Below are 26812 nucleotides of genomic sequence, written 5' to 3'. Positions count from 1 at the left end.
CAATCCACCTCAAACTCAAACTTTTACAGCTTTTTCTAAAGGAAAACCCAGCTTTTCGCGCTGTTCCAAATAAAGCTGAGCAACTCGCCGCGCCAAATTGCGAATTTTGGTAATGTAGCGGGTTCTTTCCGTTACCGAAATCACACCTCTAGCGTCTAGCAAATTGAAAGTGTGAGAACATTTTAACACATAATCAAGACTAGGCAAAACCAATCCTTTTTTTGTCAATTGTTCGGCTTCTTGCTCGTACAATCCAAATAAAGTCAACAGCAATTCTGGATTGGAAGCTTCAAAGTTATAAGTACACTGTTCTATTTCTCCTTGCAGGTGAACGTCGCCGTAAGTTATGCCATCTTTCCACTGAATTTTCGTCATGGCATCGACTTCTTGGAGATACATTGCTAGGCGTTCTAGTCCGTAGGTAATTTCAATGGATACGGGGCGACAGTCAATGCTACCGCACTGTTGAAAGTAGGTAAATTGGGTGATTTCCATGCCGTCGAGCCAGACTTCCCAGCCGACGCCCCAAGCTCCGAGGGTGGGCGATTCCCAGTTGTCTTCTACGAAACGAATGTCGTGGTCTTCTGGGCGAATTCCTAATGCTCTGAGGGAGTCTAAATAGATGTCTTGAATGTTGGGAGGAGAGGGTTTAATTAAAACTTGATATTGATAGTAATGTTGGAAGCGGTTGGGATTTTCACCGTAGCGTCCGTCGGTGGGGCGGCGACAGGGTTCGATGTAGGCGACTGACCAAGGTTCGGGGCCGATTGCTCTGAGAAAGGTGTGGGGATTCATGGTTCCTGCCCCTTTTTCTGTGTCGTAGGATTGGGCGATCAGGCATCCTCGATCGCTCCAGAATTTGTTTAAGGTGGCAATGACTGATTGAAAGTTCACTGGTTTAAATCTGGTTAGTAGGTGTCTCAACTTATTTAAGCATACTCAAGGCACGGTTTATTGAAATAAACCCTGCCGAAATTAGATAAGACAGGATTTATAGCCAATTGGCCTACTCTGCTTTTTCCTGTTTGCGTTTTTCGATTTCGGCGATCGGTAATAGTAATGTATCACGGTTTCAGCTATATCAAGCTCATTGGCAATTTGCACCTTATTTTTATCTTGACCAAATAGCAGCAAAAAAACAGCTATCTCTAGGTCAGTCAGCTTTTTCGTGCGAGCGATTTCGGTCAAGAAGTCATGAGGAAAGGGCATTAGGAGCAAACGAGCAAAGGGTACACAGATAGTTTAGCTACTTTTTTTGCCCGAAGCCAGTCTAAGTCAGGTTAAATCAACCTAAGTCAGTCAAGTCAGTTTAAATAACTCTCAATTCTCATTGTTCCAATGGATTTAAGCATTAAAAAAAGGTGATTCTAATGTCTAAATCCAACAAAAAGAAATGGCTCAAAGTAATCGAGTTTACCGTAGTGGGTGTTGCCACCTGGCTCAATCCCCAAGCAGGATTTCTGCTGTTTCTACTTCGGCTGTGCTTTCAAATCTTGGCTGCGTTGCAGAAAGATGAGGAGAGTCAAATAGATAAAAGCTAAATGCTAAACGAGGAGATTGACAAAAAAGTGTCGTTGCCGATCGCCGAAATCGACAAGCGAAAATCTGAAAAATGAGTGGATGCGATCGCTACTCAAACTATCGAGCGATCGCATTTACCAATCTTGGCATGGTATAGTACCCATCTTCGATTCGCATCGACAACTCATGAAAACAGACACCATTTTCTACAGCCTGTTTCAGGAATTTCCCAGCTTCTTCTTTGAACTGATAGATCGTTCCCCAGACGAAGCCGCCGCCTATGAATTCACCTCCCGCGAAATCAAACAACTCGCATTCCGCATCGACGGGTTATTTCTCCCCAAAACCGAAGAACCCGAAAAACCATTTTACTTAGCTGAAGTTCAGTTTCAACCCGATGCCGACTTGTACTACCGCATCTTTGGCGAACTCTTTCTCTATCTGCGACAATACAAACCACTCAATTTTAGATTTTAGATTTTAGATTTTAGATTTTAGAATTGAAGAATTGAAGAATCGACCCCACTGATAAATCCAGGGGCTGGTGATGAGAATTCGGAGCTTTTTTATCCCTCCACGGATTTACCTCGATGAATTGCCAGAAACCGCAGATCGATCGCTCGGAGTGAAAGTTGTTAAACTGGTAATCGAGCCAGCAGAGACAGCAGCAGAACAAGCACGGCAGTCGATCGCAATGGCCCGACAACAGTTGTCCGATCCAACCGTTCTACGCGATTTAATTAACCTCATCGAAACAATTATCGTCTACAAACTCCCCCAGAAAAGCCGCGAGGAAATTGCCGCCATGTTGAATTTAAGCGAACTCAGACAAACTCGATTTTACCAGGAAGTCAAGCAAGAAGGCTTAGAAGAAGGACTCGAACAAGGTAAGCAAGAAGGTGAGCGGCAGGCGAAGTTAGAAGCCATTCGTCGCACGATCGGGTTGGGGATAAATTTAGAGACGATCGCGCAGTTATTAGATTTGTCTCTCGAATTTGTTCGGCAAACAATTAACAAAATCCAACGGGAATCGATGTCACTCTCCGAACAAAATATCGACTCGTTTATCGAACTATTAACTCAGCAGCGATCGCTCTTCGGGGCCGAACAATTAACCGAACTAGCGCAGCTAATTGAACCCTTATCCGATGACATCGATGTCCTTTCAGAAGCGATTTCATCCTGGGCTGAAAATTACCCTTCAATTCAGGAAGCTCAAGCCCAACTGCTCGAACCGCTACCGCCCGCTAAGCCATCAGAAAAAGCAGCAGTCACCCGAGAAAGTAGCGAATCTCAACTCGGCGATCGCCTCAACAAACAAGCTCTCAAAAATGCCATTTTATTGTAGCGCGATCTGCCATATTTCTACTGGCAAATAAACAGAGGCAGATATTGCTGTCTTGCGTCAGGTGTGGAGTGGAAGCGATCGCCAAATTGCCACTAAAAAACAGAACAGTCAGAACCCCGACTTCTTGAATAAGTCGGGGTTCTGACCGTGAAAAAGTTGAGATTACTTTCTAGTTTAGTCTGCAGGAGCCAAGGAAACTAACAGAGTGATGTTGTCAACGCCGATGACATAAACGGTGTCTCCAGGTGTGAGGGTGATTTGGCGATCGCACCGTGCGGGCCACCAGCTACCTTGGAAGCGGACGCGACCTGTTTGATTCGGGTAAATCGATTCATCGACCACTGCTTCTTCGTTGAAGTAGTTAAAATTCGTGTTGATGTAGTTGTCGATTAACATATTCTTTTCTGTGCTGTAGGTGTGAGTAGAAAAAATAGAACCGAAAGCTTTTACTACGTTAAACATTTTGTAGACTCCTTTTGTGTTAAAATATATCGAAGTTTAATCGCCTATTTTGTGGTCTTTGAAAAGTAGCATTTCCTGGTTGAAATTGATTACCAGGTGGTTTATGCTCTGATTTAGTCTGCTGGAGCGAGGGAAACTAACAGAGTGATGTTGTCAACGCCGATGACATAAACCGTGTCTCCGGGTGTGAGGGTAATTGGGCGATCGCACCGTGCGGGCCACCAGCTACCTTGGAAACGGACGCGACCTGTTTGATGCGGGTAAATCGATTCATCGACGACTGCTTCTTCGTTGAAGTAGTTAAAATTGGTATTGATGTAATTTTTGATGAGCATATTGTTAGCTGTGCTGTATCCTTGGGTAGAGAAAATCGAGCCGAAAGCTTTTACTACGTTGAACATGATATTTACTCCTGTGGTGTTAAAATATATGGATGTGTAATTGTCTGTTTATGCTATTTGAGAGGCTGCATTTTCTCCGTGTACATTGATTGATTACCTTGATATTTCATTGTTCTTGTCTTCCGTCGTTCTATCGGGATAAAAGGCAAATAATTTTTGCAATGTTGAGGGTATTTGAGAAGCGGTTGCGGGGAGTCTAAATCCAGTAATTCCGAGGTATTGAATTAAGGATTTAGTGGTTGAGCAGTTGGTGGGATTTGCCTCAAGGGTAGATGTTGTTAGCTACATTAGAGATTGGCTGATTCCGCATTACTGCTGCTGTGAAGATGTTTTATTTTTGGCTTTTATGTTTTGATTGGGTTGTGACTCACTTGCTTTACACTTACTAATTTGCCAGGAGTCGAATATCTTTGGGGCGATCGCCAGTCCACTTTCCGAGTCCGGTACTGGCACAGGACACTGGTAAAGCCCCAAGCAACGATTTTGCAAAGGTTTTTGCCTAGATATCAGACTGGTAGCTGTGCCAATTTACCAAAGTGGACTACCGCGAACAGTGAATTATGAATTTACGCAGTCTCGATCGCCCAATCCGGAATATCCATACATATCTAGTCCGTGACTTACGCACCAAACGGCTAAAAACCCGGTTTCTGATACCCTGTGCGCCATTAGGGGCCCGTAAGCGGATCTGCGATACAAGCAAGTAAACTTGGCAACTCACCCGCCCTCCCCATGCGATATTGATTTGTACCTACCTATTTAGGCATAGAACATAGGCGATCGAGATTGATATCAAATCCAGTAGCATCGTCGGGCGTAAAATCCAGTCAACAGTCAACAATCACGGATCGTGCAACCAGAATCGATCTAATTCATCTGCGTTAATCTGTGTTTATCTGCCCTCATCTGCGGTAAAAAAAAGAGAATTTATCGGGCCGCCCCGGACAACGAATTGACGCCCATTTACGCAGGGGTCGAGAAGAGATATATCAATAATGCCGATGCTAACAGATTTGATATGACCCAGATATCAGGAGGCGGTAGGAGTTTTTGAGCGATGCAGGTCGATCGCACCCTGTTATCCAATTATTGAACAGGTCGAACTTAAAATCCATTCATAAATTCAGAATCTTAAATTCATAAAAGTCATAATGATAGACAACCTGCTTGATACTGCATAATTGTTACAGGAATTTTGAATAAAGTTTTAGCTAATTGAGACAAACCGAACTTGAATTTAAGCGACTGCGGCAATTCTTGTACGGAAACTTCTACGAAGCCAAAGCGAGTATAAAATGATGCGAGTCGCTTTCCCAAACATTCTAAATATAGCGGTTCTGTAGCTTGTTGAATTAAATATGTTGTGAGGTAGCTTCCCAAACCTCGATCGCGCCAATCTTTCGCCACCACCAAACTGCCCAATTCTTGCGCGCCCGCAAAGTTCCGCAACTGTCCGCAAGCTGCCAATTTTCCCTCGCATTCGATGACCCAGAATTGCTCCCAGCGCAACTGAGTTGGATCGAGTTTGGCGCTCCACACTAACATTCTAATTGATTTGATGTCTCGAGCACAGGCCGGGCGGATGGCGCATTCTGACGGCAACGAAAAAGAACTTTCATTCATGATGATTCCTGTTTGCTGTCTCGTTTGGCTTGAGCTTTCAACATCCTTTCTTTTAACCGTGCATTTTTCTCGGCAATTTCGGGATTTCCCTCATACCAAGGCGGAACATCGTCATAATCCGGAATTCCATCATCTATCAGATAGCGCGCGTTGGGTTGCTTGGGATAACCTGCGGCCAATCCTCCAGTACAGATCGCAAACAAGGCTGTATTTTCAGCAGCTTTTAATGCTCTCTTTGCTGCGGGAGAAACTCTCACAATATCGCCGCCCTCAAGTGTCAATAGTTCTCCATCTACAACCATCAGGCCCTTGCCTTCAACTACAATATAAACTTCTTCTTGTTCTGCGTGGCTGTGAGTAAATGTGTAGCCATCGCCCGCCGGCAAGCGAATCAAACCTAAAGCTACTCCTTGCAGATTTAGCTGTCGCCAAGGGTTGGTGAGTTGGGGCAAATTTTTAAAGTCAAAGTGAGCTTTACTGAATTTATTGTTACTTTCAGAATTTAGTTCCATATTGTGTATTCAAGTTGAAGTGCTGTAATGGGAAATTATACCAGCTAATCGCTTCAAAATGCGAAAAACTTCGTAAAGTTCATTTCCCGGATTCGCAATATCGAAAAGTTTAGATACGGCATACTGCGGTGTGTCTCGTTTGGTCATTTTGATAAATCGAAAGCTGCTACCATTTGTCAGAAGCCCAAATGTTACTGGTTCTGAGCTGGGGTCATTCAGCATATAAAATAGTAACTGAGGAAGCCCAGCTTCAACGGAATATTGAGAGCGTTTGGCTTCGATCGCAACTACCCAAAAAGATTTCAGCAATAGCAGGACATCGATGCTACCCCTGACAATTGTATCTTCATCTTCAATAGTCAGTTCTACTGATTTTTCTGCCTCTATGTGAAAGGGAGTCAAGTAGAAATCTGCTAAAAATAGCAAGGGAGCCAGTACCACCATTTTTACGGTATCTTCCAGCATCGCGTACTTGACACTGTTGATATAACCTGCTTTTAGGTTGTCGAGCGATCGCTTTTTGTCATCGCTAATTTCCGGTAAGTCGTCAATCCACTCCCGGAAGAATTGCTCGTCTTCACAAAGTTGAAAATTAAATTTTGTTTCGACATCTAGCAGGGTCAGTGTTTTTGCTTGAATGCTTTGTGTCATAGTTTTATGTAGCGATTTGCTAGTTGTAATTGATTGTAGCAGATCAACTGTCGATCGCCTCCCACAAAACCTCCGCGCCAAACCTTACGGGATCGGTACAAGGCAATCCCGTTTCTGCTTGAACTTCAGCTATTGCTAACAGCGCATCTGGCTCATTTAAGTGATGAGTGTTGAGGGCGATCGCGCTCACTTTTCCCCCTGCAAAAGCACCCGCAGCAGCAGCTAACATTTCGTACAATTCGACCACTTTCGATAAAGTGGGAATCGATACGTGCGGGCGATTGCGAATGCTAGTTTGTCCGGCTCTGTGGGCTAAAATTAAGTGAGTTGGCTGCGAACCCCGCAACAGCGGCAGAGTCGCCGTCGAACCCGGATGCAATAGCGAACCTTGCCCTTCTACGTGCAGAATATCGCATTCCGAACCCAATTTTATCACCATTTGTTCGACAGCACCCGCGGCGAAATCAACTCGCACTGCATCCAAAGGAAGGCCTTCATTTCCGATCATTAAACCAGTTTGTCCCGTTGCTAAAAATTTGGAACGCAAACCCCGCCGCAAGCAAGTGCGATTGAGTTCCAGACTGGTTGACATTTTGCCAACGCTCATATCTGTGCCGACAGTTAATACGCGGCGACAGCTTAATTTAGCGGCTGCAGCAGAGGCGATCGCCCCGACAGATTTCGGTTCCTGACGCACGTCCCAAATCCATTGATTTTCGGTTAAAGCCACTGCAATTAGCGGTGCAATTTTGGTGTGCAAACCGTTGACAACTGACCAACCTGCTGCTACGGCTTGATGAATTTCTGCCATCCATTCCGGAGGCAAAACACCGCCGGAAGGAGCGATACCAATTAGCAGAATATCCGGCGCAAATTGCAGTGCTTCTGCAACGGAAGCAACTATCGGTACTTGTTGAGGAATGCCCGTTAATTCTGGTAAAGATTGTCCGGCACATTGGTGGTCTATTACTGCTACAATTTGTGCTTCGCTGTAGCGCAAAAAGGCTAAACCTGTTTTGCCGGAAGTGCCGATTATGCCCTCGTGGAGCAGGATTGCAACTTTACCATTTTTGATCGGATAGTTTTTAGTCATTGATTCACTTTTGAGACGGGCAATTTTAGATTTTAGATTCTCTTTAAAATCTAAAATCTAAAATCTAAAATCGATTGGGTGTTAGCTGTGATTTGGGTTCAGGGTAAGATCGTTCGGATCTTCTCCCAATTCTCGCAATCTGGCCTCTAGTCGCGAGGCTCGCTGGCGTTCCTGTTCCGCTTGCTGTTGAGCGGCTTCGGCTTGTTGTTGAGCGGCTTCGGCTTGTTGTTGAGCGGCTTCGGCTTGTTGTTGAGCGGCTTCGGCTTGCTGTTGAGCGGCTTCGGCTTGCTGTTGAGCGGCTTCGGCTTCTTGTTGAGCGGCTTCCTCCGGCAACAAAACTAAATTGCCAGATTCATCGAAAAAACGCACCCAAGTCGCTGTTTCTCGATCGACAATTCCTTCCCAAGTACCCAACCAAAAACCTAACGTTTCGCACCACAGCCAACCCCGCTCGTCGGGTACTAACGGCTGATAGCGTTGATTATTATCTAAATGCCATCCCCGCAAAGAATTCGGATCAAAAGGATCGAAAACAAAGTAATCAGGAGTTCTAAAAACCTGCTCGTAAATATCCTTTTTTTTGCCTGTATCCTCATTAGCCGTTGATGGCGACAGCAGTTCCAAAATCACATCCGGGTAACGTCCGTTTTCATTCCAAACTACCCAACCTTGTCGGGAAGTATCGCCGTCAACACCCAACACAGCGAAAAAATCCGGGCCTCGGAAATCCTGATTCCGAACTTGTTTAACGCTGTAATAAATAAACATATTGCCACCGACAAAAAAATCGTTCCGGTGAGCTAAACCTAGTTCTACCGAACGGATTAAAACATTCATTGCTATACGGTGGCGGTTGCTTTCCATTTCTGCACCATCATCAAAAATTAAATCAGTCGGCGGCTTGTGTTCTTCAAAGAAAAGTTTGGCTTCTCTATTAATTTGCTCTCCTATTGATTCCACTGGCATCATAGTATCTCCAGATGTGTTTTGAGCGATACTTCTATTCTACAATCTAAATTCGCCTCACTCCCAATCCCGATCGCTCGTTTGGCAGCAAACACCCATTTTCGACGATCGCACCGCTGAAAGGATCGTCTAATAAATTTAAGTGACTGTCCAAATCCAAATAGTCAGCTAGCGGTGAAAGTTGTGCTGCTGCTGTATTTGCGATCGCGCTATCTGAATAGCAGCCGAACATTACTTGCAAATTGCAGGCTTTTGCGGTGTGAATCATCCGCATTGCTTCGGTCAATCCCCCTGACTTCATCATTTTGATATTGATGCCGTGGACGCAGTGCGCTAACTTGGGTATATCGGAACTATTAAAGCAACTTTCATCAGCAAAAATTGGCAGGGGCGATTTACGGTACAGTTCTGAGAATTCATCCATATCGGCTACCGGTGAAAGCGGCTGTTCTACATAATTTATCCGGTATTTTTCCAGCCAGCGACACATTTCGATCGCGCTGGTCAAACTCCAGCCACCGTTAGCATCAACACTGATTTGAATGTTAGTTGGCGCTTCGTCTCTCACTGCTATTAGCATAGCTTTGTCGGCTTCAATTCCTTCTGGATTTCCTAATTTAACTTTAACGGCGCGGTATTTGAGGCTTCCTGGAACAGTCGCATCTTTGCCAAACCAATCGCGCACTCTTTCTCTCGCACTCCTCGGCGAATTAATGCCGATTGTGACGGAGGTGGGGACGATGCGCGATCGATCTAATCCCCACATTTTCCACAGCGGCAAGCCTGCTTTTTTCCCCAGCCAGTCGTGCATTGCCATGTCGATGCCGGCGCGGGCGGCTGAGGGTAAGTTGACCTCGGTTAATACTTGTTCGACTTTTTGGCGATCGAACGGAGTCAACTTTTCTAGCAGCGGTGCAACTTCCTGCAATGCAGCTAGCAGAATTTCGGTAGTTTGGGGCCGAGAACCTGTGGAAAAGGGCGATGCTTCTCCCCAACCTTCGATGCCTTCGTGTGCTAATTTTACCCATAAATTCGTACTTTGGGCTGTTGTACCGCGGCTGATGGTAAGGGCAAACCGCTTGCGGACAGTGAAGGTTTCAATTTGAACGTGCATTGTCAGTGATTGGTAATTTTTTGTAGATAAAAATCCGAGGTGGCGGATTGCGCCGCTATTGCCATTTTTAACTTTTTACTTTATAGTTTGATTTTGCTTGTTCTAGTTTATCAAAAACTTGATGAAATTCATTATTTCTGTTTCGCCGAAGAGAGTTGCCTACTCTCTCAGCATTTGGGTGATCTTCTTTGCTGTTGCTGGTTGCATCGTACAAGTTCTGCGCTACGGTTTTAACTATCAAGAACGCTGGATTAGTTTGTTTAACTTAGACAGAGAAATAAATTATCCTTCGTGGTACTCGTCATTTACTTTGCTGTTTTGCGCGATTTTGCTAGGTATTATTGCTAGTGCTAAGAAGAAGCAGGGCGATCGGTATTTTGAACACTGGAAAGCGCTGGCGTTCATGTTTGTATTTTTTTCTTTAGATGAAATATTGAGTCTGCACGAAATATTAATTATTAACGACTTGCGAAAGGCGGGTGCATCTCACTTTTGCGAATGTGTCAAAAAAGAGTTAAAATGAAAAAGCTAGTAAAATCGTCAAATAAAGATGAGGTAAATAAAATGACACCCTCAGACCAACAACAACTAAAAGCCCACTTAAAAGCGGTAGCAAAAATTCTTTACAGAAATACAGAGCCAACTGAGTTAAAAACTTTTGAAAGTATAGAAAAAGCAGTCCGTCAGAAAATGTTATCAGAGGTTGGTCCAGAAATAGGTAGCTTTTTTTTTCAGCAGTATCAGGAATTCAAACAGGAAAACCCCGAAAAATAAAATCAATAATCGGATCGCTCGACATTACAGATAATCAGGCAAAATATTTTGGCTTAAAAGCTTACAGTCAATTTAGTCCCCTGATGGAAAATTGCTGTCTTTTAATCAGTGCTAACGAATCTTATCAAATGGCAGAAAAAGATTTGGAAAAATTTACTGGGATCAAAATTTCTCACAGTACATTACAAAGATTAGTCAAAAGACAAGAATTGGAATTGCCTACATCTCAACAAGGAGTCAAAGAAATTACATTGGATGGCGGTAAAGTCAGACTACGCAACGCAACCAAGGGCGAGAGCTGTTACTGGAAAGACTATAAAGCCGTGTGTTTAGATAATATTTATGCGGGAGCGTTTTTTCAAAATAATCAAGATTTAATTGATTGGACTAATAGCCAAAAATTACTACATCCTATGTATTGCCTCGGAGATGGCCATGCCGGAATTTGGAACATATTTAAAGAAATTGGAGACAATGAACAAAGACAAGAAATCTTAGATTGGTATCATCTGAAAGAAAATCTCTACAAGGTAGGGGGTTCAATAAAACGATTGAAATTAGCCGAAAATATGTTATGGCAAGGCAAAGTTGATGAAGTTATAAATTTATTTAAAGACTTTAAAGGTCAAGCATTTAAAACGTTTTGCAATTATTTAGATACCCATCGCTGCCGAATAGTAAATTACCAATACTACAAAGAAGAATCCATAAGTTCGATTGGTTCTGGAACAGTGGAATCAACAATAAAACGCATTGGATTAAGGGTAAAAATATCGGGAGCGCAATGGAATATTGAGAACGTTTCCTCTATGCTTGCTCTTCGCTGTGCTTATCTCAACGGTCAACTTTCAATTTGATGTATGTGCCAAAGTGAGATGCACCCCGAAAGGCACTGCATTTAGGGGGAATTTTTTACTTCATTTGGGTAATTCCGGGGGCGATTTTTGTTGCGGTTACTGCGCTGGCTTATCTCAATTTTCTCCTGTACCTACCACGGAAAATAAGGGACTTTTTCTTGCTAGCAGGCAGTATATATGTGGGTGGAGCACTTGGCATGGAAATGGTTGGTGGCTATTATGCAGATGCGGTAACTCAACGAAACTTGATATACGGTTTGATGGTTTGTGTTGAGGAAATTTTGGAAATGGTAGGGGTGATAGTATTTATCTACGCCCTGCTGTCTTACATCGGTTCCCATCTTGAAACTATTGATTTGCGGTTGAAGATAGTGGATAATCCAGAGAGGGAAAACTGACGATAAACCAAGATTATTAACGAAATTGAAATCGCAGACTTTATGGCTATCTACTTCTACACCACTGGCAGCGAATACGGCTGTTTTTCTAATTTTTCCAGTCATGGACTCGAGTTAGACGGAGAATATTGGGCAACTAGCGAGCATTATTTTCAAGCGCAGAAGTTTCCGAATACACCTCACTGCGAACAAATTCGCCAAGCAAAAACGCCGAAAGATGCAGCAAAAATGGGGCGCGATCGCTCTCGTCCCCTCCGCAAAGATTGGGAAGAAGTAAAAGATGGTATCATGGGAAAAGCCGTACTCCGCAAATTTGAAACTCATCCCGAAATTAGAGAAATTTTACTCGCTACTGGCGATGAGGAAATAGTCGAAAATTCTCCTATTGATTACTATTGGGGTTGCGGTAAAGATGGCAGCGGCAAAAATATGTTGGGCCAGATTTTAATGGAAGTAAGGGAGATATTGCGAAAACGCACGTCAGAGTAAAACAGAACTTAAATTTCCCAAACTAAAGCAGGACTTATTTAATCCTAAGTCCTGCAATGCTCCTCAGCGAGCATTTCCTCAATTTTCTCAAACACTGAATTCAAAAATCGGTCTGAGCAACTGTCAAAACCTGTGCCAATCTCGTCAGGCTGTTCTAGTAGAGGGTTTAGCCTCTCCTCAGAGACTGCGAAGCAGGGGAAACGGTAAAAACCCTGCACCACTTTTTTTGTTTTAACAACTACTCTCAACCCGAATTAACTTTTATCGTCGCAAGTACAGCTTTGTTAGCCAGTCGCCTCCCGGACACCGTTCTCCTGAGGTTGGCGATTCACAAGTAAAACAGCAAAACACCTGTTCTGGTTAAAGTTTGTTTTTTATTTATGCTGTATCTTTCTATTGTGTACGATTTGTGGAAAGTGTCAGCAATACTACAGAATTCTTTACATTTGTCATTTATTTGGATACAATCGCGCCACTCTGTCGCAGTTGCTGTTGAATTCGGTTAAATTCTTTCTGTTCTGCGTTTAGCAAAGTATTGTCGATCGGCGATCGCATATCCCACTGCAATTCGGACAATAACAACAAACAGCCGGCCATAATTATGCCAGTGGTTAAATATTGCCAAGGTGCAACAAAAGTTAATAAAGGGATGCTAAATAAATGAGTTAGTCCGATCGCGATAAAAGTGCGCGATCGCAAACCGAGTCCCGTACAAAAATAGCCGATCGCGCTCAACCCCAACCACAAATCGCACAGGTGCAGCAGCAAACCTCCCCAACCGGCAAAAATACTGCAATCGGTCAGCACCAAACCAGTTATCATCAAAATCGCCCAACAGTAAAGAATCCAGCTAACTCGCTCGACTCTTACCCAAAACAAAGTCAAAACAGCCATTCCCGCAGTGCCAATTAGAGTCAAACTTGACCACAGAATCGCCTGAAAGCTCCAACTGATGGGGAAAAACTGAGCGGTGAAAAAAATCCCCGCCGTCACCAAACCCCAAAGCAGAAAAGTTTGGTCGATGCGGGTATAAAATCCTGAGAAAAGAGTAATATTTCCAATTTGCCAGCGGAGTTGCAACAGGCCTTCGCGGTCTTGTACGTCGAGATGTTCCTGTTTGCTGCGGATTAGGGGTTCGGAGGCGTTGAAAAAAGTCATCCAGTGTTGGGGAAAGTATGAAGTTTTGTGTATTGTAACAAATCTTAAAGAATATTTTTTATATTTTTTCTTGTTCCCAGGCTCTGCCTGGGGACGCAGATTTGGAGGCTCTGCCTCCCCCTAGTCTGAGACTTGCGAGGCAGAGCAAGAGTGATATCGATTCCCAGGCATAGATGGGGAACCAGTTAATCTGCTGATTAATTATTTATTGTGCCTGCTGTTCACACCACAGATTCAAAATTGATTGCCACTCCAGCAGTAGCCTTTTTGCTTCTGTCAAAAGGATCTCCGTGCTTTCTGGTTCTGCATCTTCTCCACCTGTGGGCCATAGTTCTGTAATTACTATACGGTCGGTATAAAGTTCAGCATCTATACAATTGCCAGTCAATTCAGTTACTTTTACATCCCTAATATTTTTGCTACATTCAATTTTCTCAATAATTTCTAGGTATATTTGTCCTTTCGTAGACCGAGCTTCTTCAAGAAAAGCTGCTAGGAGATAGCTCCGAGGGGGTAATTCTCGCTCAAAAATAGCGATCGTTCTTCCGTTAAAATTTTCCACCCTGAATTTCATTGTTTATTCTCGTACTAATAGACCTGCACGGATCGGTAGCTGATTGAAGCCTCTGCGTTTTCGGAACGAACAGAGTAGCCTATTATGCGATCGGCGTCCCCAAGCTACTTACGAACAATTCCAAATTCCCATCCGCCTGCTGAATGCGGCAGTCCGCTATCAGGAAACAAAAGGCGACAGACGAGTTTTGCTAGAACTTCCCATAGAAGAATGCAATTTATTATAAGCGTTGGTGTCAACAAAATTAGGATAAGTTTATGAACACACAATTGAGACCCCAGCGATTGGAAATCGCGGCTACACAAACAAAGTCCGCCTGCGCGGACTGAAGAAAGGAAATTCTACCCGCTTTAGTCGGGTTTTGTTTGTATAGCCGCGGTTTCAACCGCCGGGTTTCTGCAACGCGCGAACGCAGGTTTTGTTAAAATAGGCATAAAATAGAAACTGATGCTACTAGCAATGGAGTCATCCTGATGACAGCAACAATTCCCACTCAAACTTTGCCAGAAATCATCTACCCAGACAGCGACGGAAAACCCATGTCTGACAATACCAAACAGTTCCAATTAATAGTAAAAATTCAAGGTGGAATAGATGCCTTATTCAAAGACAACGAAAATGTTTTTGTAGCAGGTGACTTGCTGTGGTATCCCGTCGAAGGCGATAACAAAACTCGCCAAGCACCTGATACTATGGTAGTCTTTGGCAGACCCAAAGGTGACAGAGGTTCATACAAACAGTGGCTTGAAAATAATATTGCGCCGCAAGTGGTCTTTGAAATCCTTTCGCCTGGAAACCGACTGGGAGAAATGTTTAAGCTGTTTAAGTTCTATGACAATTATGGAGTAGAAGAATATTATGTCTACGATCCAGAGGATAATGAGTTAATAGGTTGGCTGCGAAGTGACGGACAACTCAACTATATTGAATCAATGGAGGGTTGGGTAAGTCCGCGTTTGGAAATCCGTTTTGAAACTGCATCGGGAGATTTAGAAATTTATCGTCCCGATGGACTAAAGTTTTTGTCTTATGTGGAGTTGTCAAGACAAATGGAACAAGAACGACAGGAGAAAGAGTTAGTACAGCAAAAAGCCGATCGCCTTTCAGAAAAATTGCGAGAAATGGGGATAAATCCAGAGGAAGTTTGAAACTTTTATAGTTCTGGACGCACGGGTGTCAGAAACCTGTTTTTTTGCCCAGAAGAGGCGTTACAGCGCAAAAACGGCCAAAAACCCGGTTTCTTTAGTTGAGGCGGGTTTTGTTTGACAAGACGCCGTTTCAACCGCCGAGAAACTTAACAAACTCCCCATGTTCAGCCGAATTAATCCCCTCCTGCAACACCCTCATCACCTGCGCTAAATCACCCTCCAACAAAGCAGCCACAGCCAACCGCAAACCTGGAAAAACTACACTGTGTACAACACCATTCTCATCAGGTTGAAGAGAAACATACTTACCTTTATCTAGCCTAAACCAATACAAACGTTTTTTGTTAATCTGCCAAACAATATACTCCTGCACCCCATTTCGCCGATAAGCCTTTTTCTTATCGTGCAAATCGTAAGACGCGGTACTAGCGGCTATTTCCACAATCAATTCCGGCGCACCTCGCACGTAATCATCATCAGTAATGCGCGAATTTCCCCCATTTTCAATTCGCAGCAAAGCGTCTGGCTGCGGTTCATTATCGCCATCTAAAAGTACCGTTGCATTGTCGCCCAGCCGAACACCGGGAGTAGCAATCCGATAATTCCACAGCCAGCCAATAATGTTACTGTGAGGTTCAGCATGAGGTTCAAAACGTACTGGCGATGGCATATACACAACTCCTTCTATTAGTTCAGCTTTCTTAACCTGCGGCATGGCGAGATAGCGATCGTGAAATTCAGGCTGCGAAAGCCGATCGCCATTTTCCAGCGGCAGCATCTTTTCTGCATCTTCCGAAGGAGTTTGTCGATCTAGATTTTTTGTATTTTTTACAGATGTTTGAGTCATAAGATATTACCTTTTAATCAAGGGTACAGAAACTCGAAACAGGAAATGGTAAAATAAGTAAGCAGTTATTTAGATTATAGTCCGCCTTCGCGGACTTTGTTTTTGTAGACGCGATTTCCAATCGCCGAGTATTTTTATCACTAACCAACTATGCAAAATCCCCGCCAAATAGCTTTTCTCGCACTCCGCGAAGTCCACCGCCGAGGTGCATTCGCAGATGCCGCACTCGATCGCGCTTTCAGCAATTCTCAACTCAACGACCTCGATCGGCGTTTAGTGACAGAATTAGTTTACGGTAGCGTCAGGAGAATGCGATCGATCGACTTCATCATCGACAAACTAGCAACAAAGAAATCCTCCCAACAACCGCCCGAACTCCGCACCATCCTACATTTAGGTTTATATCAACTCGAATATCTCAACCAGATTCCCCCCTCCGCCGCCGTCAACACCACCGTTCAACTAGCAAAAGAAAACGGCTTTTCAGGACTTAGCAGTTTTGTCAACGGTTTGTTGCGCCAATACATCCGTTTAACAGATAACGACTTAAACCCATTAACAGTTACTAATTATAAATCACCCGTCGAACGCCTGGGAATTCTGCACAGCTTCCCCGAATGGCTGGTAAAATTGTGGATCGAACAAATAGGCGAAACCGAAACCGAACAACTCTGTGAATGGTTCAACCAGTCCCCCACAATTGACCTGAGAATCAATCCCTTAAAAAGCTCGATCGCCCAAATCGAAGCTGCCTTCCAAACCCACAACATCTCAACTAGCAGAATCCCACACTTGCCGCAAGCATTAAGACTAAATGGCAGCATCGGCGCAATTCAAAACCTCCCCGGATACAGCGAAGGTTGGTGGACAATCCAAGACAGCAGCGCTCAATTAGTCACCCATTTACTAGCGCCCCAGCCAGGGGAAACCATCATCGACGCCTGCGCCGCGCCGGGGGGAAAAACTACCCACAGCGCCGAATTAATGCAGGATACAGGCACAATTTATGCCTGCGACAAAACCGCCAGCAGACTCAAAAAACTTAAAGAAAATGCCGACAGACTCCAGATGAAATCCATTAAAATTCATACCGGAGACAGCCGCCATTTCCCAGAGTTTGTTAACCTCGCAGACAGAGTTTTACTAGACGCACCTTGTTCTGGCCTCGGAACCCTCCACCGCCGCGCCGACGCCCGCTGGCGCCACACGCCCGAAAACATTCAACAACAATCTCAACTGCAATCGGAATTGCTAGCAAATGCAGCCACATTTGTCAAGTCCGGCGGCGTATTAGTTTATGCAACTTGCACAATTCATCCCTTGGAAAATGAAACAGTTATTCGATCGTTCTTAGACAGCAATCCTCACTGGCAAATAGAACCGCCAACAATTGATTTACCCGTACAGCCATCACCCGAAGGATGGGTGAAAGTGTGGCCGCACAGACATCACATGGACGGCTTTTTTATGGTAAGGCTAAAGCAAGATTAGATTTGTAGATTGTGATTTACCGCCCGGAGTGGGGGCGGGTTTATGAGATTATTGCTTTTAGGCGATTATTGTTGGTGAAACCCACCCCTACGGGTGGCAATTGTTGGTAAAACCCGCTTAATATCCAGGTTCTTGATAAGCAGGCTCTTGATAAGCAGGCTCTTGATAAGCAGGCTCTTGCGGTGGGTAATACTTCGGTTCAGGATTAGGATTGTACGGTACGATCGCACCATCCTCATTCACAATCATCCCCCGAATAATCCTATTAGGGTGCACCGGTTTGGCCTTAATACTGCCTTTGCGGCCCTCCAACTCCGGCAACTTCGGAAACTTCTCTACCGGCATTCCCTTAACAATTTGACTCATAAAATCGCGCCAATTGTAAGCCGCCGTACCGCTAGTTCCCCAGGTGGGATAATTGTCATCATTTCCCAGCCAAACCCCAGTCACAACCTGTGGAATGTAACCAATAAACCACAAATCCCTGACATTTTCCGAAGTACCAGTTTTGCCTGCTACAGCGCGATCGTTTAAAGCAGCCGGTCCCCCCGTACCGTCTTGCACAACACCCTCCAACATCCAAGTAGTAATCGCAGCACTATCCTTATCCAAAACCCGCTTCGGTTTAAAATTAGCCTGATAAATCACATCTCCCCGCTGATTAATCACCCGCTTAATTCCGTGGGCTTCAATAAAATTCCCTTGCGATGCTAAAGTACCGTAAGCATTGGTTAACTCCAGCAAATTAACCTCTGAAGAACCCAAAGCCAGGGAATAAATCGGACTCAATTTAGACTTAATCCCCATATCGTTGGCTAATTTGATCGCCGGTTCAAACCCCACATCCATCAACACCTTCACAGCTACGACATTCACCGAGCTCGTCAAAGCATCAGATATCGATCGCCAACCGCTAAATTTTTTGCCATAATTATTCGGTTGATAGCCGTCGATAATAATTGGTTCGTCTTCGTAACTGTCATAGGGAGAAAAACCAGCCGCCATCGCTGCTGCATAAACCAGCCCTTTAAACGTCGATCCGGGCTGCCGCAAAGCCTGCGTAGCACGATTAAACTGACTTTCCTTAAAATTTCCACCTCCTACCAGCGCCTTAACTTCCCCAGTCTTAGTGTCCATAGAAACTAAAGCCGCCTGTTCAAAACCCTGACGGCGGCCATCAACTTCGATCGCATCTTTAACTACCTTTTCTGCTATTTTCTGCCACTTCAAATCCACCGTCGTCTCGACAGTCAAACCGCCCGCTTCCAAAGCATCCTGAGAAACATAGTGCGGCAATTCCTTCCGAATGTAACTAGCAAAATAAGGCGCCACTACATTAAATCGCTTCGGCGGACTTGGTTTAACCGCCATAGGTTCCGCCATCGCCTCCTTCGCCTGAGCCTCTGTAATTACCTTCGCTTCCTGCATTTCTTGCAGCACAAGATTGCGGCGTTTCTTAGCCATATCCGGATTAACCAAAGGCGAATATTCGCTCGGTGCCGGCGGTAAACCCGCCAAAGTTGCCATCTCTGCCAAAGTTAATTTATCGACTGTTTTACTAAAGAAAACCCAAGCCGCATCTGCCACACCGTAAGCATCCGAACCCAAATAAACTAGATTTAAATACCGTTCTAAAACTTGGTCTTTACTCAACTCTCGCTCTATTTTCTGAGCTAAAAGAGCTTCCCGGACTTTCCGCTTAATACTTCTTTCCTGATTGAGAAAAACAACCCGAGCCAATTGTTGCGTAATTGTACTGCCGCCCTGCACTACATCTCTTTCTATCAAATTAGAAACTATGGAGCGCACAATACCTTGATAATCCACCCCGTGATGTTTGTAAAAACGGCGGTCTTCTATGGCAATAAAAGCTTTAACCAACTGTTCGGGAATTTCTTTAAGTTTCAGCTTCTCTCTAGTTGCAGGCCCCGACTGCAACAAAATCGTATTATCTGCTGCCTTAATTGTCAGCGTTCCGTCGCGGTTAAACGCTGACAAATCGTTAACATCCGGCAAACCTTTGTCTAAGGTGTACAAAATCCACAAACAGTAGATTAAAGCGCCCCCGCCTATACTGACTACACCTAAACTTATCCAAAATCTAGGGGGGCGGGATATCCGTTTTTTAGTTTTTTCCTGCGGTGAGCTAATTTCCTGCGGTGAGCTAATTTCCTGTAGTTCCGTATGTCTCGGCAGTTTGGTGTTCGGCGATTCGCTATTTTCCGGCAATTCGCTACTATCCAATTTTTGGGGTGATTTAGTTCCCAGCAAACTTAATCCCGGCCGCAACAATTCTTTTCCCTTGGTTTGCAAGCTGGTAACTTGAGGTTCAATGTCCAACCAAGCAATTAACCGCTTCAACCCTTCCCAATCGCGCTTGACTATTGGATATCGAGCGTATTCTGGCTCTAAATATTCTGAATCTAAATATTCTGAATCTAAATATTCTGACTCTTCTAGAGGTGCAGGATCTTCTGATACCACATACTCCGCTCGCTCATCCCTTGTCCGTGTAGAAAATTCCGCCTCCGATTCCGGCGAGTTGAGCATATTGCCCTTCGCAGCCTTCGGCGGTTCTCGATCGGAATTACCGCTTATTGCGTTAGTGACTTTGCTCAATGTATCTTTGATATTTGAGAAAAATTCTGCCACGTTCAGACCTTCACACCTCATCAAGTCCGATTAAAAATTAAAATTTAAAAAAGCTAGCTTTCTTAAATTATTAATTTTTAATTCGACATTTTTTCTTGAATAACACGCTGCCTTGAATTTAATTTTGTGAATTAAAAAGTTTTTAATTCACAACTCAAAATTCAAAACTTTTCTTAACGCTGCAGAGTTTGGTATTGTTTTGAGAAGTGAATTAGATTTTTTGAATTCAAAATTTTTTAACTCAAACCTCAAAACTCTGCTTAACTCGCACGACCCAGTGCCAAGGCTGCTACCAGCATACCCAAAACCAGGAAAGGCTGAGCACTTGCCTGATATTTAACATCATTTTCCAGGGGATTACGCAAAAAGTACATATCCTGAAAAGTAATTTGGGGAATTATCAGCAGCAGCAGAATGACAGCGTAAAGGTTTTGGTGGATGGCGATCAGGTAGCCTGCAATCCCAGCTTGAAATATGTCGATCATTAACACGCAAATCCAAGCTGCGGTGCTGATGCCAAACATCACTGGCAAAGATTTTAACCCTAATTGCCGATCGCCTTCAACACTTTTGAAATCGTTGACGATCGCAATCCCCAGCCCTGCCAAACTGTAAAACAGGGTCAAGATCATAATGGTGGGATCTAGTGTACCAAACAAAGCTTGACCCGCCCACCAAGGCAGGGCAATGTAGCTAGCACCCAGGGCATAATTTCCCAACCAGCCATTCTGCTTGAGTTTCAGCGGGGGCGCAGAGTAGATATAAGCTAGAAACGCACCGCCGAGAGTCAAAACAGTCATTGTCGGGAATTCATGACCCGCCCACAAGTCTAGAGCATAAGCCACCCCAATGCCAGCCGCTAATAATACCAAAATTTGCGTTACTACTTGGGGAATCGAGATGAGACCGGAGGGAATCGGACGGTAGGGCTCGTTAATGGCGTCGATGTCGCGATCGTAAAAATCGTTCAAAGTTTGAGTGTACCCGGCCAACAACGGCCCTGACATCAGCATACAAGCTGCTGCGATCGAGAAATTCTCTAGGTTCCAAACATAGTTTCCAGAAGACGCCGCCCCGCACACCACGCCCCAAATTAGGGGAATCCAGGTAATCGGTTTCATCAATTGCAAGCGAATCTTCCAGATAGAAGTTTCCCCGCTAGCGGCCCCTTTCATGCCCAACAGTTGCCTAGTTTTGGCACTGCGGTTGTCGGTAGCAGCACTTTCCGGTGCAGATTCTGGGGAGATTTGGGATGGAGGAGAGTCAGACATAATTTGATGTTAGCGGTACTGCTACTATTGTGTCGTTTTGCATTTCAATAATAATTCAGATAGCTTACCACTGATATTTAAGGCAGATTCTTGAAAACTTACCCTGGCTTGGAGTTGATGCTAGGGAAAAGTACGAGTTTCACAATATATTGGAATATCACTATTTTGTGTAAATGTCAAGAGGATAAATACTTTTTTTTATAATTTCGCCGAGCCCGCCTTCTGGGGGAGATTTTTGCCAGCAGGTGCATTTAATGTCAATTACCAGGAGGCGATCGAGTTTTTTGCCATACTACCCTTGAATCATCTCATCTGGCAGAAAATCAATCCATTTTAGATTTTAGATTTTAGATTTTAGATTAAAGAGATGCTACCGCTTCTTCGATCCGGTTGAAATTGCCAGTTAAGCAACTGCAGGAGAATTACCACCAGATTACTCTCTCATCTCCGGCTTTCACTTCGCCCCATGTCTTCTATTTCTGCAATCAGATTTTCCCCGTCGATGTTTAAATAGTCGCGAACCCGCTACTTTTCCACAGTGGTTTCCATCCATCAATCGATTTGAGATTTTAGATTTTAGATTAAAGAGATGCTACCACTTCTTCGAGCCGGTTTAAATTGCCACTTAAGCAAGTCCAGGAGAATTACCACCCGATTACTTTCTCCACTCCGGCGTTCACTTCGACACGACAATTTTTGTCGGTAAACTTATAATTTTGTTGTCATAAGCTGTTCGTGCTAACAACTGTAAATTAACAAATATGGCGGTACGAATCAAAAGGCAGTCCCGTCCGCCGCTTCACTTCTACAACTGATTTGTAAGCGCCTTTTCTCTGCCTTTCTCTAACTATTTTTTCGGCAACAGCCCGATCTAAACCGCTGGCGATTAACTCTTCGGGCGAAAGAATATTTAACCGTTTCCAAGTAAACTGCAATTCTTTTTGATAATTGTAGCTGAAGCAAATCATCGGGGCGATTCGTCTGACGTGACTTTCGGGAACTCCGGCTATTTCTGATAACTCTTCGGCGTGGGTAAAAATGTAGCCCTCGTTTTGCAAAGATTCAATATCGTTGGCGTAGACGATCGGCAAACCCAAGATTCTCACCATATCGTCTTTGGTACACTCATTAATATCTATTTTGCCGCGCACGTTTGCCAGTTCTTCGGCATTCGTCGCACTCGCAGGAACCAGTAAACCTCTGGGTGCGGTTTTGATCAGATAGCGCTTTTTCAAACTAAAAGCAGTAACAATCTGAGCGATCCAAACGATCGTACCCAAATTAGCTGAAGAAGATACCGCTAGTGCTGCTAAAGTAATTGCAACACCCCATCCCATCCAACTGCGAATATTTGACTTTTGGCCTGCATAGGCGATCGCCAATCCGCCGAAGTAGGGAATAAAAGCATACCACACCCAGTTGGGAGTTTGACGCAGCCAGTATAAATCTTGAGACACTTTAGTTATACCCTTAAATAGTTGCGATCTCACACTTATTTCAATCCCACTTTTTTAATAGTGGGCTTCCTTCTTCCTTCTTCCTTCTTAATTACAATTCTCGCAGCAGTTTTTGGCGTTTTTCTTCATATTCTTCTGCCGTAATTGCGCCCATATCGTAAAGTTTTTTCAATTCGCCGATCGCCCCTGTTACATCTTTTGCCGCTCTGAGGGCATACCCAGACGGCAACGTGCCGCCATTGTACTGAACCTGAAAAGCTTGTTCCGACATCAGCAGCAGCCCGATAAAATCGAAAAATGCGATCAGTGACGGAATTAATGTCCAAGAAAATAGCAAGTATAATACCCCTGCTAAGTTATTGCCCAAATAAAATTTGTGAATTCCGAAACCTCCTACAAAGAAAGCTAACACAACTGCTACGGTTTTATCTTTTACCATTTTTACTTTCCCCATTTTTTTTATTTTAACTTCCGCGATCGACCTTTAACCCTCGACCTTTAACGAGCGAGCTAAGTAATCTTACTAATTTTTACTCATTGATTTGGGTTTTTGCGAAACTTAGACATCACAAAATACAGCAGAACTATACCGGCTTGAGCCTGTAGAATGACTAAGTAGCCTCTCAAGAAATAATTTAGTTCGCTGCCTGAATTGAGAGAAAATATTAAAATTCCCAAGGCTGCGTAGGGTGCGAAACGCATCCAACTCGGCGTTCCCTCTAACTTGCGGCTGTTCAAATTGCTCATTCGGTTTAAGCCTCATCCTAAATTAAAATTTAGCTATAAATTAGCCGGATTGTCAACTTCCGCTTGGTGCGATCGCCCGGGCCAGTCTCTCAATCATCAGCCGACAAGATATTACTTCCATGTTAAACTAAGTTTTTCCGCTAAAGTAAGCGACTGGGGCGAGTCGATCTGGATCTGTTGCTGATATTAAAGATGAGGGTGAACCAGCCCCTTGTATCTTAAAAGAGTGAGTTAGTCGATCGCCACATCAATCACGCCCTCGCCACATCAATCACGCCCTCGCCACATCAATCAGGCGCCCGTACCGACAAGTGGGCGATCGCGCTGTCGGCAAGTGAATCTCAAGAAACAAGGAAAGTTTCGTACAAATGGTTCTGTAACAGGCGAAAGTGTGAGCAAGAGGACATCAGAAATCGGTGAACTTGGCCCTTCCGGCTCGACTCTGGCAAGTCTGCGGTGTAGAGATGCTCCCATTACTGATGACAGGCGCACCAAGCACAGGCGGTATCTGAGGCTCTGGCTCCCTGGGAGCAAGCCTGCATTCACTCTTGTTAGTATTAATTGCCTGTCAAGTTCTGGGATAGAGTGGAGTAGATGGAGAGCAAATAATGACAACAGTATTGGTTATAATCAACTAGAAATCTCCAGCAAAGCCAGCTTTGAACAGGCAGGATGCCTGTTCCACAATAATAATTATTGGAGATGTCTACTGGAAATGATATTATAGCCTTTCGAGCTCTCATATGAGGTACTCTAGGGCATAGGCCTCCGTGGCCTCCGCGGGCATACCTCACTTTTTTGAGAACCGCTGTATCACTAATAACTAATAACTACTGACTACTGACTACTGACTACTGACTAATGACTAAAACTATTGTTGTTAAAATTGGAACTTCGACTCTGACTCGATCGACTACAGGAAACTTAGCTCTTTCAACTATTGCTGCATTGGTCGAAATTTTAGCTGATTTGCGGCAGCAAGGTCATAGAGTAGTTTTGGTTTCTTCGGGTGCGGTTGGGGTTGGCTGCGCGCGCTTGGGTTTGACGGAACGCCCGCGAAATATTGCTCTGAAACAGGCTGTGGCGGCTGTGGGCCAAGGGCGGCTGATGCGGGTGTACGATGACTTGTTTACTACTCTACAACAGCCGATCGCTCAAGTATTGCTCACCCGGGGCGATTTAGTGCAGCGTAACGGTTATGTTAACGCTTGCAATACTTTTGGGCAACTGCTGAGGTTGGGCGTGATTCCGATCGTCAATGAAAACGATACAGTAGCCGTAGACGAGCTCAAATTTGGCGATAACGACACGCTTTCGGCGCTAGTAGCGAGTTTGGTAGAAGCAGATTGGTTGTTTGTACTCACAGATGTCGATCGGCTGTATTCGGCAGATCCGCGCAGCAATCCCGACGCGCAGCCGATCGCCCTAGTCCAAAGTATGGCACAGCTAACAGAATTTCAGGTGCAAACAGGAGATTCCCGCAGCGGTTGGGGAACCGGCGGAATGGTGACAAAAATTGAAGCGGCGAGAATAGCAACTGCATCGGGAGTGCGGACTGTCATCACTGACGGCTGCTTTCCTGGTAATATCGAGAAAATACTCAACGGAGAGTCGATCGGTACTCAATTCGAGCCTCAACCGCGCCCTGTAAACGCTCGCAAACACTGGATAGCTAACGTGCTAATTCCGGCAGGAAAACTATATTTAGATGCGGGTGCTGTCAAGGCAATTTCCCACGGCGGAAAATCGCTTTTAGCTGCGGGTATTGCTCAAGTAGAAGGAGAATTTCAAGCTGATGATTCCGTGCAGTTGTGCGACGCAGCCGGCAAGCAAATTGCTAGAGGACTTGTGAATTATAACAGTTTAGAATTGAGACAAATCCAGGGCTGCAAGTCCGATAAAATTGCTGAGATTTTAGGCTATGCGGGTGTAGAAACTGCGGTACACCGAGATAATTTAGTGATTGTTTAAACTACTACATATCGAGACAGTCGATCGAGCAATGAGCGAACGCAGAAATTGAGGATACTTGCAGCACAGTATTGCAAGAATTTGTTTGGCTGTGTCGGAACAGCTCGTTCATCGCTTCTGTAAACAATTCAAATACATTGTGTGCTAATTCTAAAGCTGCTTGGCGTTCCGCATTAGTAAGTTTGATATCTGCTAAAACTTGCAACATCTCTGGCGTGTTTAAAAGGTCATAATTTTCTAAACCCCCATAAGCTCCTCCAAAATCAACATATTCTTTTTGGGTAATTTGCTGTAATTCCATTACCACTGCTAGCGCCGCCTCAAAAAAAACTTTCGCCGTTCCTTCGAGGACTTCCACTAACACCAGTTTCTCAATGGGAGAGGTTTTCCAAGCGTAGCGTTCGAGCGCTGAACACAGCGATCGAGTTTTTTTAGTTTCTTCACCCCAAAGCAGTCTGAAGTCGCCGTAACTCATTAATTGATTTAAGCCCAGTTCCTCTAGGTATTCTAGATAGTCGTGCCAGTAATAGTTTTTTTTATAAGTATATTTATTAATTAGTTCCTGAACTTTGCTATTACTAGAAGACTCTCGCAATACATATTTATTTAAATCGCTCAATCCCACCGCCAAAGGAGCGAGTACAGGTGCAAAAATTAGTCGTTGATTCGCGTGAATGTGTTTGTTGGCTAGAAAGTCAAACAAGGGCAATTTTGCAAACTCTTGCTTTTTGGGTTCAATGAATGCTACAATGGCTTTCATACTTTTTTCGCCTGAATGGTTGCTGTCAAGATCGTCTTCATACCTTTCTTAATTATCTATATTTTCGAGCCTAAATAATTGTGTTTATTATCATACATATTTGTATTTGAGATCGCAGGTAAGAGTGTTGGCAGTCACAGGAAATTGTGACTTGTATCATATTGTGCCAGAAGTTCGAGCATCTTGTTCCCTAGAGATAAAATATTCTACATTTAAATTGCATATTTCGGGCTTTCCTCAAAGCCACCCCACAAGAGTTTGATTATTTGTTAACCGATAATTTAAACTCTGATTAACCTAATATAGGTAAATGAGCATTCTGCTCGCACTGCTAAAAAATGCTGTTTACAAAATCGGGATGCTCCCTGCAACTGAGTCCTAGACGCATAGGAGTCTCGAAACCAGGTTTCTTCGGAGATTCATCGCGGCGCAACAAAAATTTTTCTGAGAAACCCGGTTTCTTTAACCCTTGGTTTTATTGCTTCTTCCCTCTTTTCTCTTCCCTCTTCTTATTCCTTATTCCTTAT

At 44.1% G+C, this 26812-nt stretch carries 30 protein-coding genes and 1 pseudogene; 11 read left to right on the top strand and 20 right to left on the bottom strand.

The genetic code is table 11. From position 1 onward, the window contains the following. Window positions 1-15: 15 nt before the first annotated feature. Window positions 16-894 carry a glycine--tRNA ligase subunit alpha gene (gene glyQ, locus OSC7112_RS04265; RefSeq protein ID WP_015174745.1) on the bottom strand — a complete coding sequence of 293 codons (879 nt, stop codon included), beginning with the start codon at window positions 892-894 and terminating at the stop codon, window positions 16-18. 476 nt (window positions 895-1370) lie between these two features. Here glyQ and OSC7112_RS39320 point away from each other — a divergent pair, with 476 nt between their 5' ends. The 3 genes from OSC7112_RS39320 to OSC7112_RS41610 all read left to right on the top strand — a co-directional run bounded on the left by OSC7112_RS39320 (window position 1371) and on the right by OSC7112_RS41610 (window position 2869). Further along, window positions 1371-1541 (top strand): hypothetical protein, encoded by a 171-nt coding sequence (locus tag OSC7112_RS39320; protein ID WP_015174744.1) that lies wholly within the window; start codon window positions 1371-1373, stop codon window positions 1539-1541. Window positions 1542-1557: 16 nt separating this feature from the next. Beyond that, window positions 1558-1998 carry a DUF2887 domain-containing protein gene (locus tag OSC7112_RS41615; RefSeq protein ID WP_397318847.1) on the top strand — a complete coding sequence of 147 codons (441 nt, stop codon included), beginning with the start codon at window positions 1558-1560 and terminating at the stop codon, window positions 1996-1998. Window positions 1999-2068: 70 nt separating this feature from the next. Next, window positions 2069-2869 carry an Rpn family recombination-promoting nuclease/putative transposase gene (locus tag OSC7112_RS41610; protein ID WP_051041472.1) on the top strand — a complete coding sequence of 267 codons (801 nt, stop codon included), beginning with the start codon at window positions 2069-2071 and terminating at the stop codon, window positions 2867-2869. Between the two features lie 174 nt (window positions 2870-3043). Here the strand turns inward: OSC7112_RS41610 and OSC7112_RS04245 are convergent, their stop codons facing one another. The 9 genes from OSC7112_RS04245 to OSC7112_RS04210 form a co-directional block, all read right to left on the bottom strand. Further along, the gene (locus OSC7112_RS04245) at window positions 3044-3331 is read right to left on the bottom strand and encodes an NfeD family protein (protein WP_015174743.1); all 288 of its coding nucleotides are present in this window, start codon (window positions 3329-3331) and stop codon (window positions 3044-3046) included. 113 nt (window positions 3332-3444) lie between these two features. After that, the gene (locus OSC7112_RS04240) at window positions 3445-3732 is read right to left on the bottom strand and encodes an NfeD family protein (RefSeq protein ID WP_015174742.1); all 288 of its coding nucleotides are present in this window, start codon (window positions 3730-3732) and stop codon (window positions 3445-3447) included. 309 nt (window positions 3733-4041) lie between these two features. Next, window positions 4042-4221, bottom strand: a complete 180-nt coding sequence (locus OSC7112_RS39315; protein ID WP_190274325.1) for a hypothetical protein — start codon at window positions 4219-4221, stop codon at window positions 4042-4044. A gap of 657 nt (window positions 4222-4878) precedes the next feature. Further along, entirely contained in the window at window positions 4879-5355 is a 477-nt protein-coding gene (locus tag OSC7112_RS04235; RefSeq protein WP_015174741.1) for a GNAT family N-acetyltransferase, read from the bottom strand. Next, window positions 5352-5867, bottom strand: coding sequence for a cupin domain-containing protein (locus OSC7112_RS34305; RefSeq protein WP_015174740.1), 516 nt, complete (start codon window positions 5865-5867; stop codon window positions 5352-5354). The genes OSC7112_RS04235 and OSC7112_RS34305 overlap by 4 nt, the downstream gene beginning before the upstream one ends. A gap of 9 nt (window positions 5868-5876) precedes the next feature. After that, the gene (locus OSC7112_RS04225; RefSeq protein ID WP_015174739.1) at window positions 5877-6518 is read right to left on the bottom strand and encodes a type I restriction endonuclease; all 642 of its coding nucleotides are present in this window, start codon (window positions 6516-6518) and stop codon (window positions 5877-5879) included. A 43-nt stretch (window positions 6519-6561) separates the two neighbouring features. Next, window positions 6562-7611, bottom strand: a complete 1050-nt coding sequence (locus OSC7112_RS04220) for an N-acetyltransferase DgcN family protein (protein ID WP_015174738.1) — start codon at window positions 7609-7611, stop codon at window positions 6562-6564. Between the two features lie 81 nt (window positions 7612-7692). Next, window positions 7693-8580, bottom strand: coding sequence for a Uma2 family endonuclease (locus OSC7112_RS04215; protein WP_015174737.1), 888 nt, complete (start codon window positions 8578-8580; stop codon window positions 7693-7695). 43 nt (window positions 8581-8623) lie between these two features. Further along, entirely contained in the window at window positions 8624-9691 is a 1068-nt protein-coding gene (locus OSC7112_RS04210) for a mandelate racemase/muconate lactonizing enzyme family protein (RefSeq protein ID WP_015174736.1), read from the bottom strand. A gap of 121 nt (window positions 9692-9812) precedes the next feature. Here OSC7112_RS04210 and OSC7112_RS04205 point away from each other — a divergent pair, with 121 nt between their 5' ends. The 4 genes from OSC7112_RS04205 to ybiA all read left to right on the top strand — a co-directional run bounded on the left by OSC7112_RS04205 (window position 9813) and on the right by ybiA (window position 12209). Further along, entirely contained in the window at window positions 9813-10214 is a 402-nt protein-coding gene (locus OSC7112_RS04205) for a DUF8692 domain-containing protein (RefSeq protein WP_223300757.1), read from the top strand. Window positions 10215-10255: 41 nt separating this feature from the next. Next, window positions 10256-11322 (top strand): ISKra4 family transposase gene (locus tag OSC7112_RS04195; protein ID WP_150111641.1). Its coding sequence is split into 2 segments (ribosomal slippage): window positions 10256-10424 and window positions 10424-11322, totalling 1068 coding nucleotides; the frame shifts between segments, so codons are not numbered across the junction. A 35-nt stretch (window positions 11323-11357) separates the two neighbouring features. Further along, window positions 11358-11720: a DUF8692 domain-containing protein gene (locus OSC7112_RS42630; RefSeq protein ID WP_150111489.1), complete on the top strand. Its 363-nt coding sequence runs from the start codon at window positions 11358-11360 to the stop codon at window positions 11718-11720. Window positions 11721-11762: 42 nt separating this feature from the next. Continuing rightward, on the top strand, window positions 11763-12209 hold the full coding sequence (gene ybiA / locus OSC7112_RS04185) for a riboflavin biosynthesis intermediates N-glycosidase (RefSeq protein WP_015174735.1): 447 nt from the start codon (window positions 11763-11765) through the stop codon (window positions 12207-12209). Window positions 12210-12662: 453 nt separating this feature from the next. Here ybiA and OSC7112_RS04180 read toward each other — a convergent pair whose 3' ends face one another. Further along, on the bottom strand, window positions 12663-13367 hold the full coding sequence (locus tag OSC7112_RS04180; protein WP_015174734.1) for a hypothetical protein: 705 nt from the start codon (window positions 13365-13367) through the stop codon (window positions 12663-12665). 205 nt (window positions 13368-13572) lie between these two features. Next, window positions 13573-13941 (bottom strand): hypothetical protein, encoded by a 369-nt coding sequence (locus tag OSC7112_RS04175; protein WP_015174733.1) that lies wholly within the window; start codon window positions 13939-13941, stop codon window positions 13573-13575. A gap of 43 nt (window positions 13942-13984) precedes the next feature. Here OSC7112_RS04175 and OSC7112_RS37800 point away from each other — a divergent pair, with 43 nt between their 5' ends. Continuing rightward, the gene (locus tag OSC7112_RS37800; RefSeq protein ID WP_150111488.1) at window positions 13985-14167 is read left to right on the top strand and encodes a hypothetical protein; all 183 of its coding nucleotides are present in this window, start codon (window positions 13985-13987) and stop codon (window positions 14165-14167) included. A gap of 247 nt (window positions 14168-14414) precedes the next feature. Further along, window positions 14415-15089, top strand: coding sequence for a Uma2 family endonuclease (locus tag OSC7112_RS04170; RefSeq protein WP_015174732.1), 675 nt, complete (start codon window positions 14415-14417; stop codon window positions 15087-15089). Between the two features lie 130 nt (window positions 15090-15219). On the opposite strand, the gene OSC7112_RS04165 is transcribed toward OSC7112_RS04170, so the two are convergent. Continuing rightward, a complete protein-coding gene (locus tag OSC7112_RS04165) occupies window positions 15220-15936 on the bottom strand; it encodes a Uma2 family endonuclease (protein ID WP_015174731.1) in 717 nt (238 codons plus the stop codon). Between the two features lie 150 nt (window positions 15937-16086). Here OSC7112_RS04165 and OSC7112_RS04160 point away from each other — a divergent pair, with 150 nt between their 5' ends. Next, a complete protein-coding gene (locus OSC7112_RS04160) occupies window positions 16087-17427 on the top strand; it encodes a 16S rRNA (cytosine(967)-C(5))-methyltransferase (protein ID WP_015174730.1) in 1341 nt (446 codons plus the stop codon). Between the two features lie 117 nt (window positions 17428-17544). Here OSC7112_RS04160 and OSC7112_RS04155 read toward each other — a convergent pair whose 3' ends face one another. The 6 genes and pseudogenes from OSC7112_RS04155 to OSC7112_RS04135 form a co-directional block, all read right to left on the bottom strand. Then, window positions 17545-20100, bottom strand: a complete 2556-nt coding sequence (locus tag OSC7112_RS04155) for a transglycosylase domain-containing protein (protein WP_015174729.1) — start codon at window positions 20098-20100, stop codon at window positions 17545-17547. Between the two features lie 239 nt (window positions 20101-20339). Continuing rightward, window positions 20340-21350: a chlorophyll synthase ChlG gene (gene chlG, locus OSC7112_RS04150; protein WP_015174728.1), complete on the bottom strand. Its 1011-nt coding sequence runs from the start codon at window positions 21348-21350 to the stop codon at window positions 20340-20342. A gap of 441 nt (window positions 21351-21791) precedes the next feature. Continuing rightward, window positions 21792-21860, bottom strand: a pseudogene (locus OSC7112_RS42115) (hypothetical protein); the annotation flags it as partial. 242 nt (window positions 21861-22102) lie between these two features. Beyond that, window positions 22103-22807, bottom strand: a complete 705-nt coding sequence (locus tag OSC7112_RS04145; RefSeq protein WP_015174727.1) for a helix-hairpin-helix domain-containing protein — start codon at window positions 22805-22807, stop codon at window positions 22103-22105. Between the two features lie 91 nt (window positions 22808-22898). After that, window positions 22899-23261 carry an NINE protein gene (locus OSC7112_RS04140; protein WP_223300755.1) on the bottom strand — a complete coding sequence of 121 codons (363 nt, stop codon included), beginning with the start codon at window positions 23259-23261 and terminating at the stop codon, window positions 22899-22901. Window positions 23262-23341: 80 nt separating this feature from the next. Next, window positions 23342-23554 (bottom strand): hypothetical protein, encoded by a 213-nt coding sequence (locus OSC7112_RS04135; RefSeq protein WP_015174725.1) that lies wholly within the window; start codon window positions 23552-23554, stop codon window positions 23342-23344. Window positions 23555-24415: 861 nt separating this feature from the next. Between OSC7112_RS04135 and proB the strand changes: the two genes are divergently transcribed. Then, on the top strand, window positions 24416-25525 hold the full coding sequence (gene proB, locus OSC7112_RS04130) for a glutamate 5-kinase (RefSeq protein ID WP_015174724.1): 1110 nt from the start codon (window positions 24416-24418) through the stop codon (window positions 25523-25525). 4 nt (window positions 25526-25529) lie between these two features. Here proB and OSC7112_RS04125 read toward each other — a convergent pair whose 3' ends face one another. Next, on the bottom strand, window positions 25530-26285 hold the full coding sequence (locus OSC7112_RS04125; protein ID WP_015174723.1) for a hypothetical protein: 756 nt from the start codon (window positions 26283-26285) through the stop codon (window positions 25530-25532). Window positions 26286-26812 lie beyond the last annotated feature (527 nt).

The organism is Oscillatoria nigro-viridis PCC 7112 (assembly GCF_000317475.1).
GTDB classification, from domain to species: domain Bacteria; phylum Cyanobacteriota; class Cyanobacteriia; order Cyanobacteriales; family Microcoleaceae; genus Microcoleus; species Microcoleus nigroviridis.
This window is presented reverse-complemented; position numbering and strand designations above follow the sequence as displayed.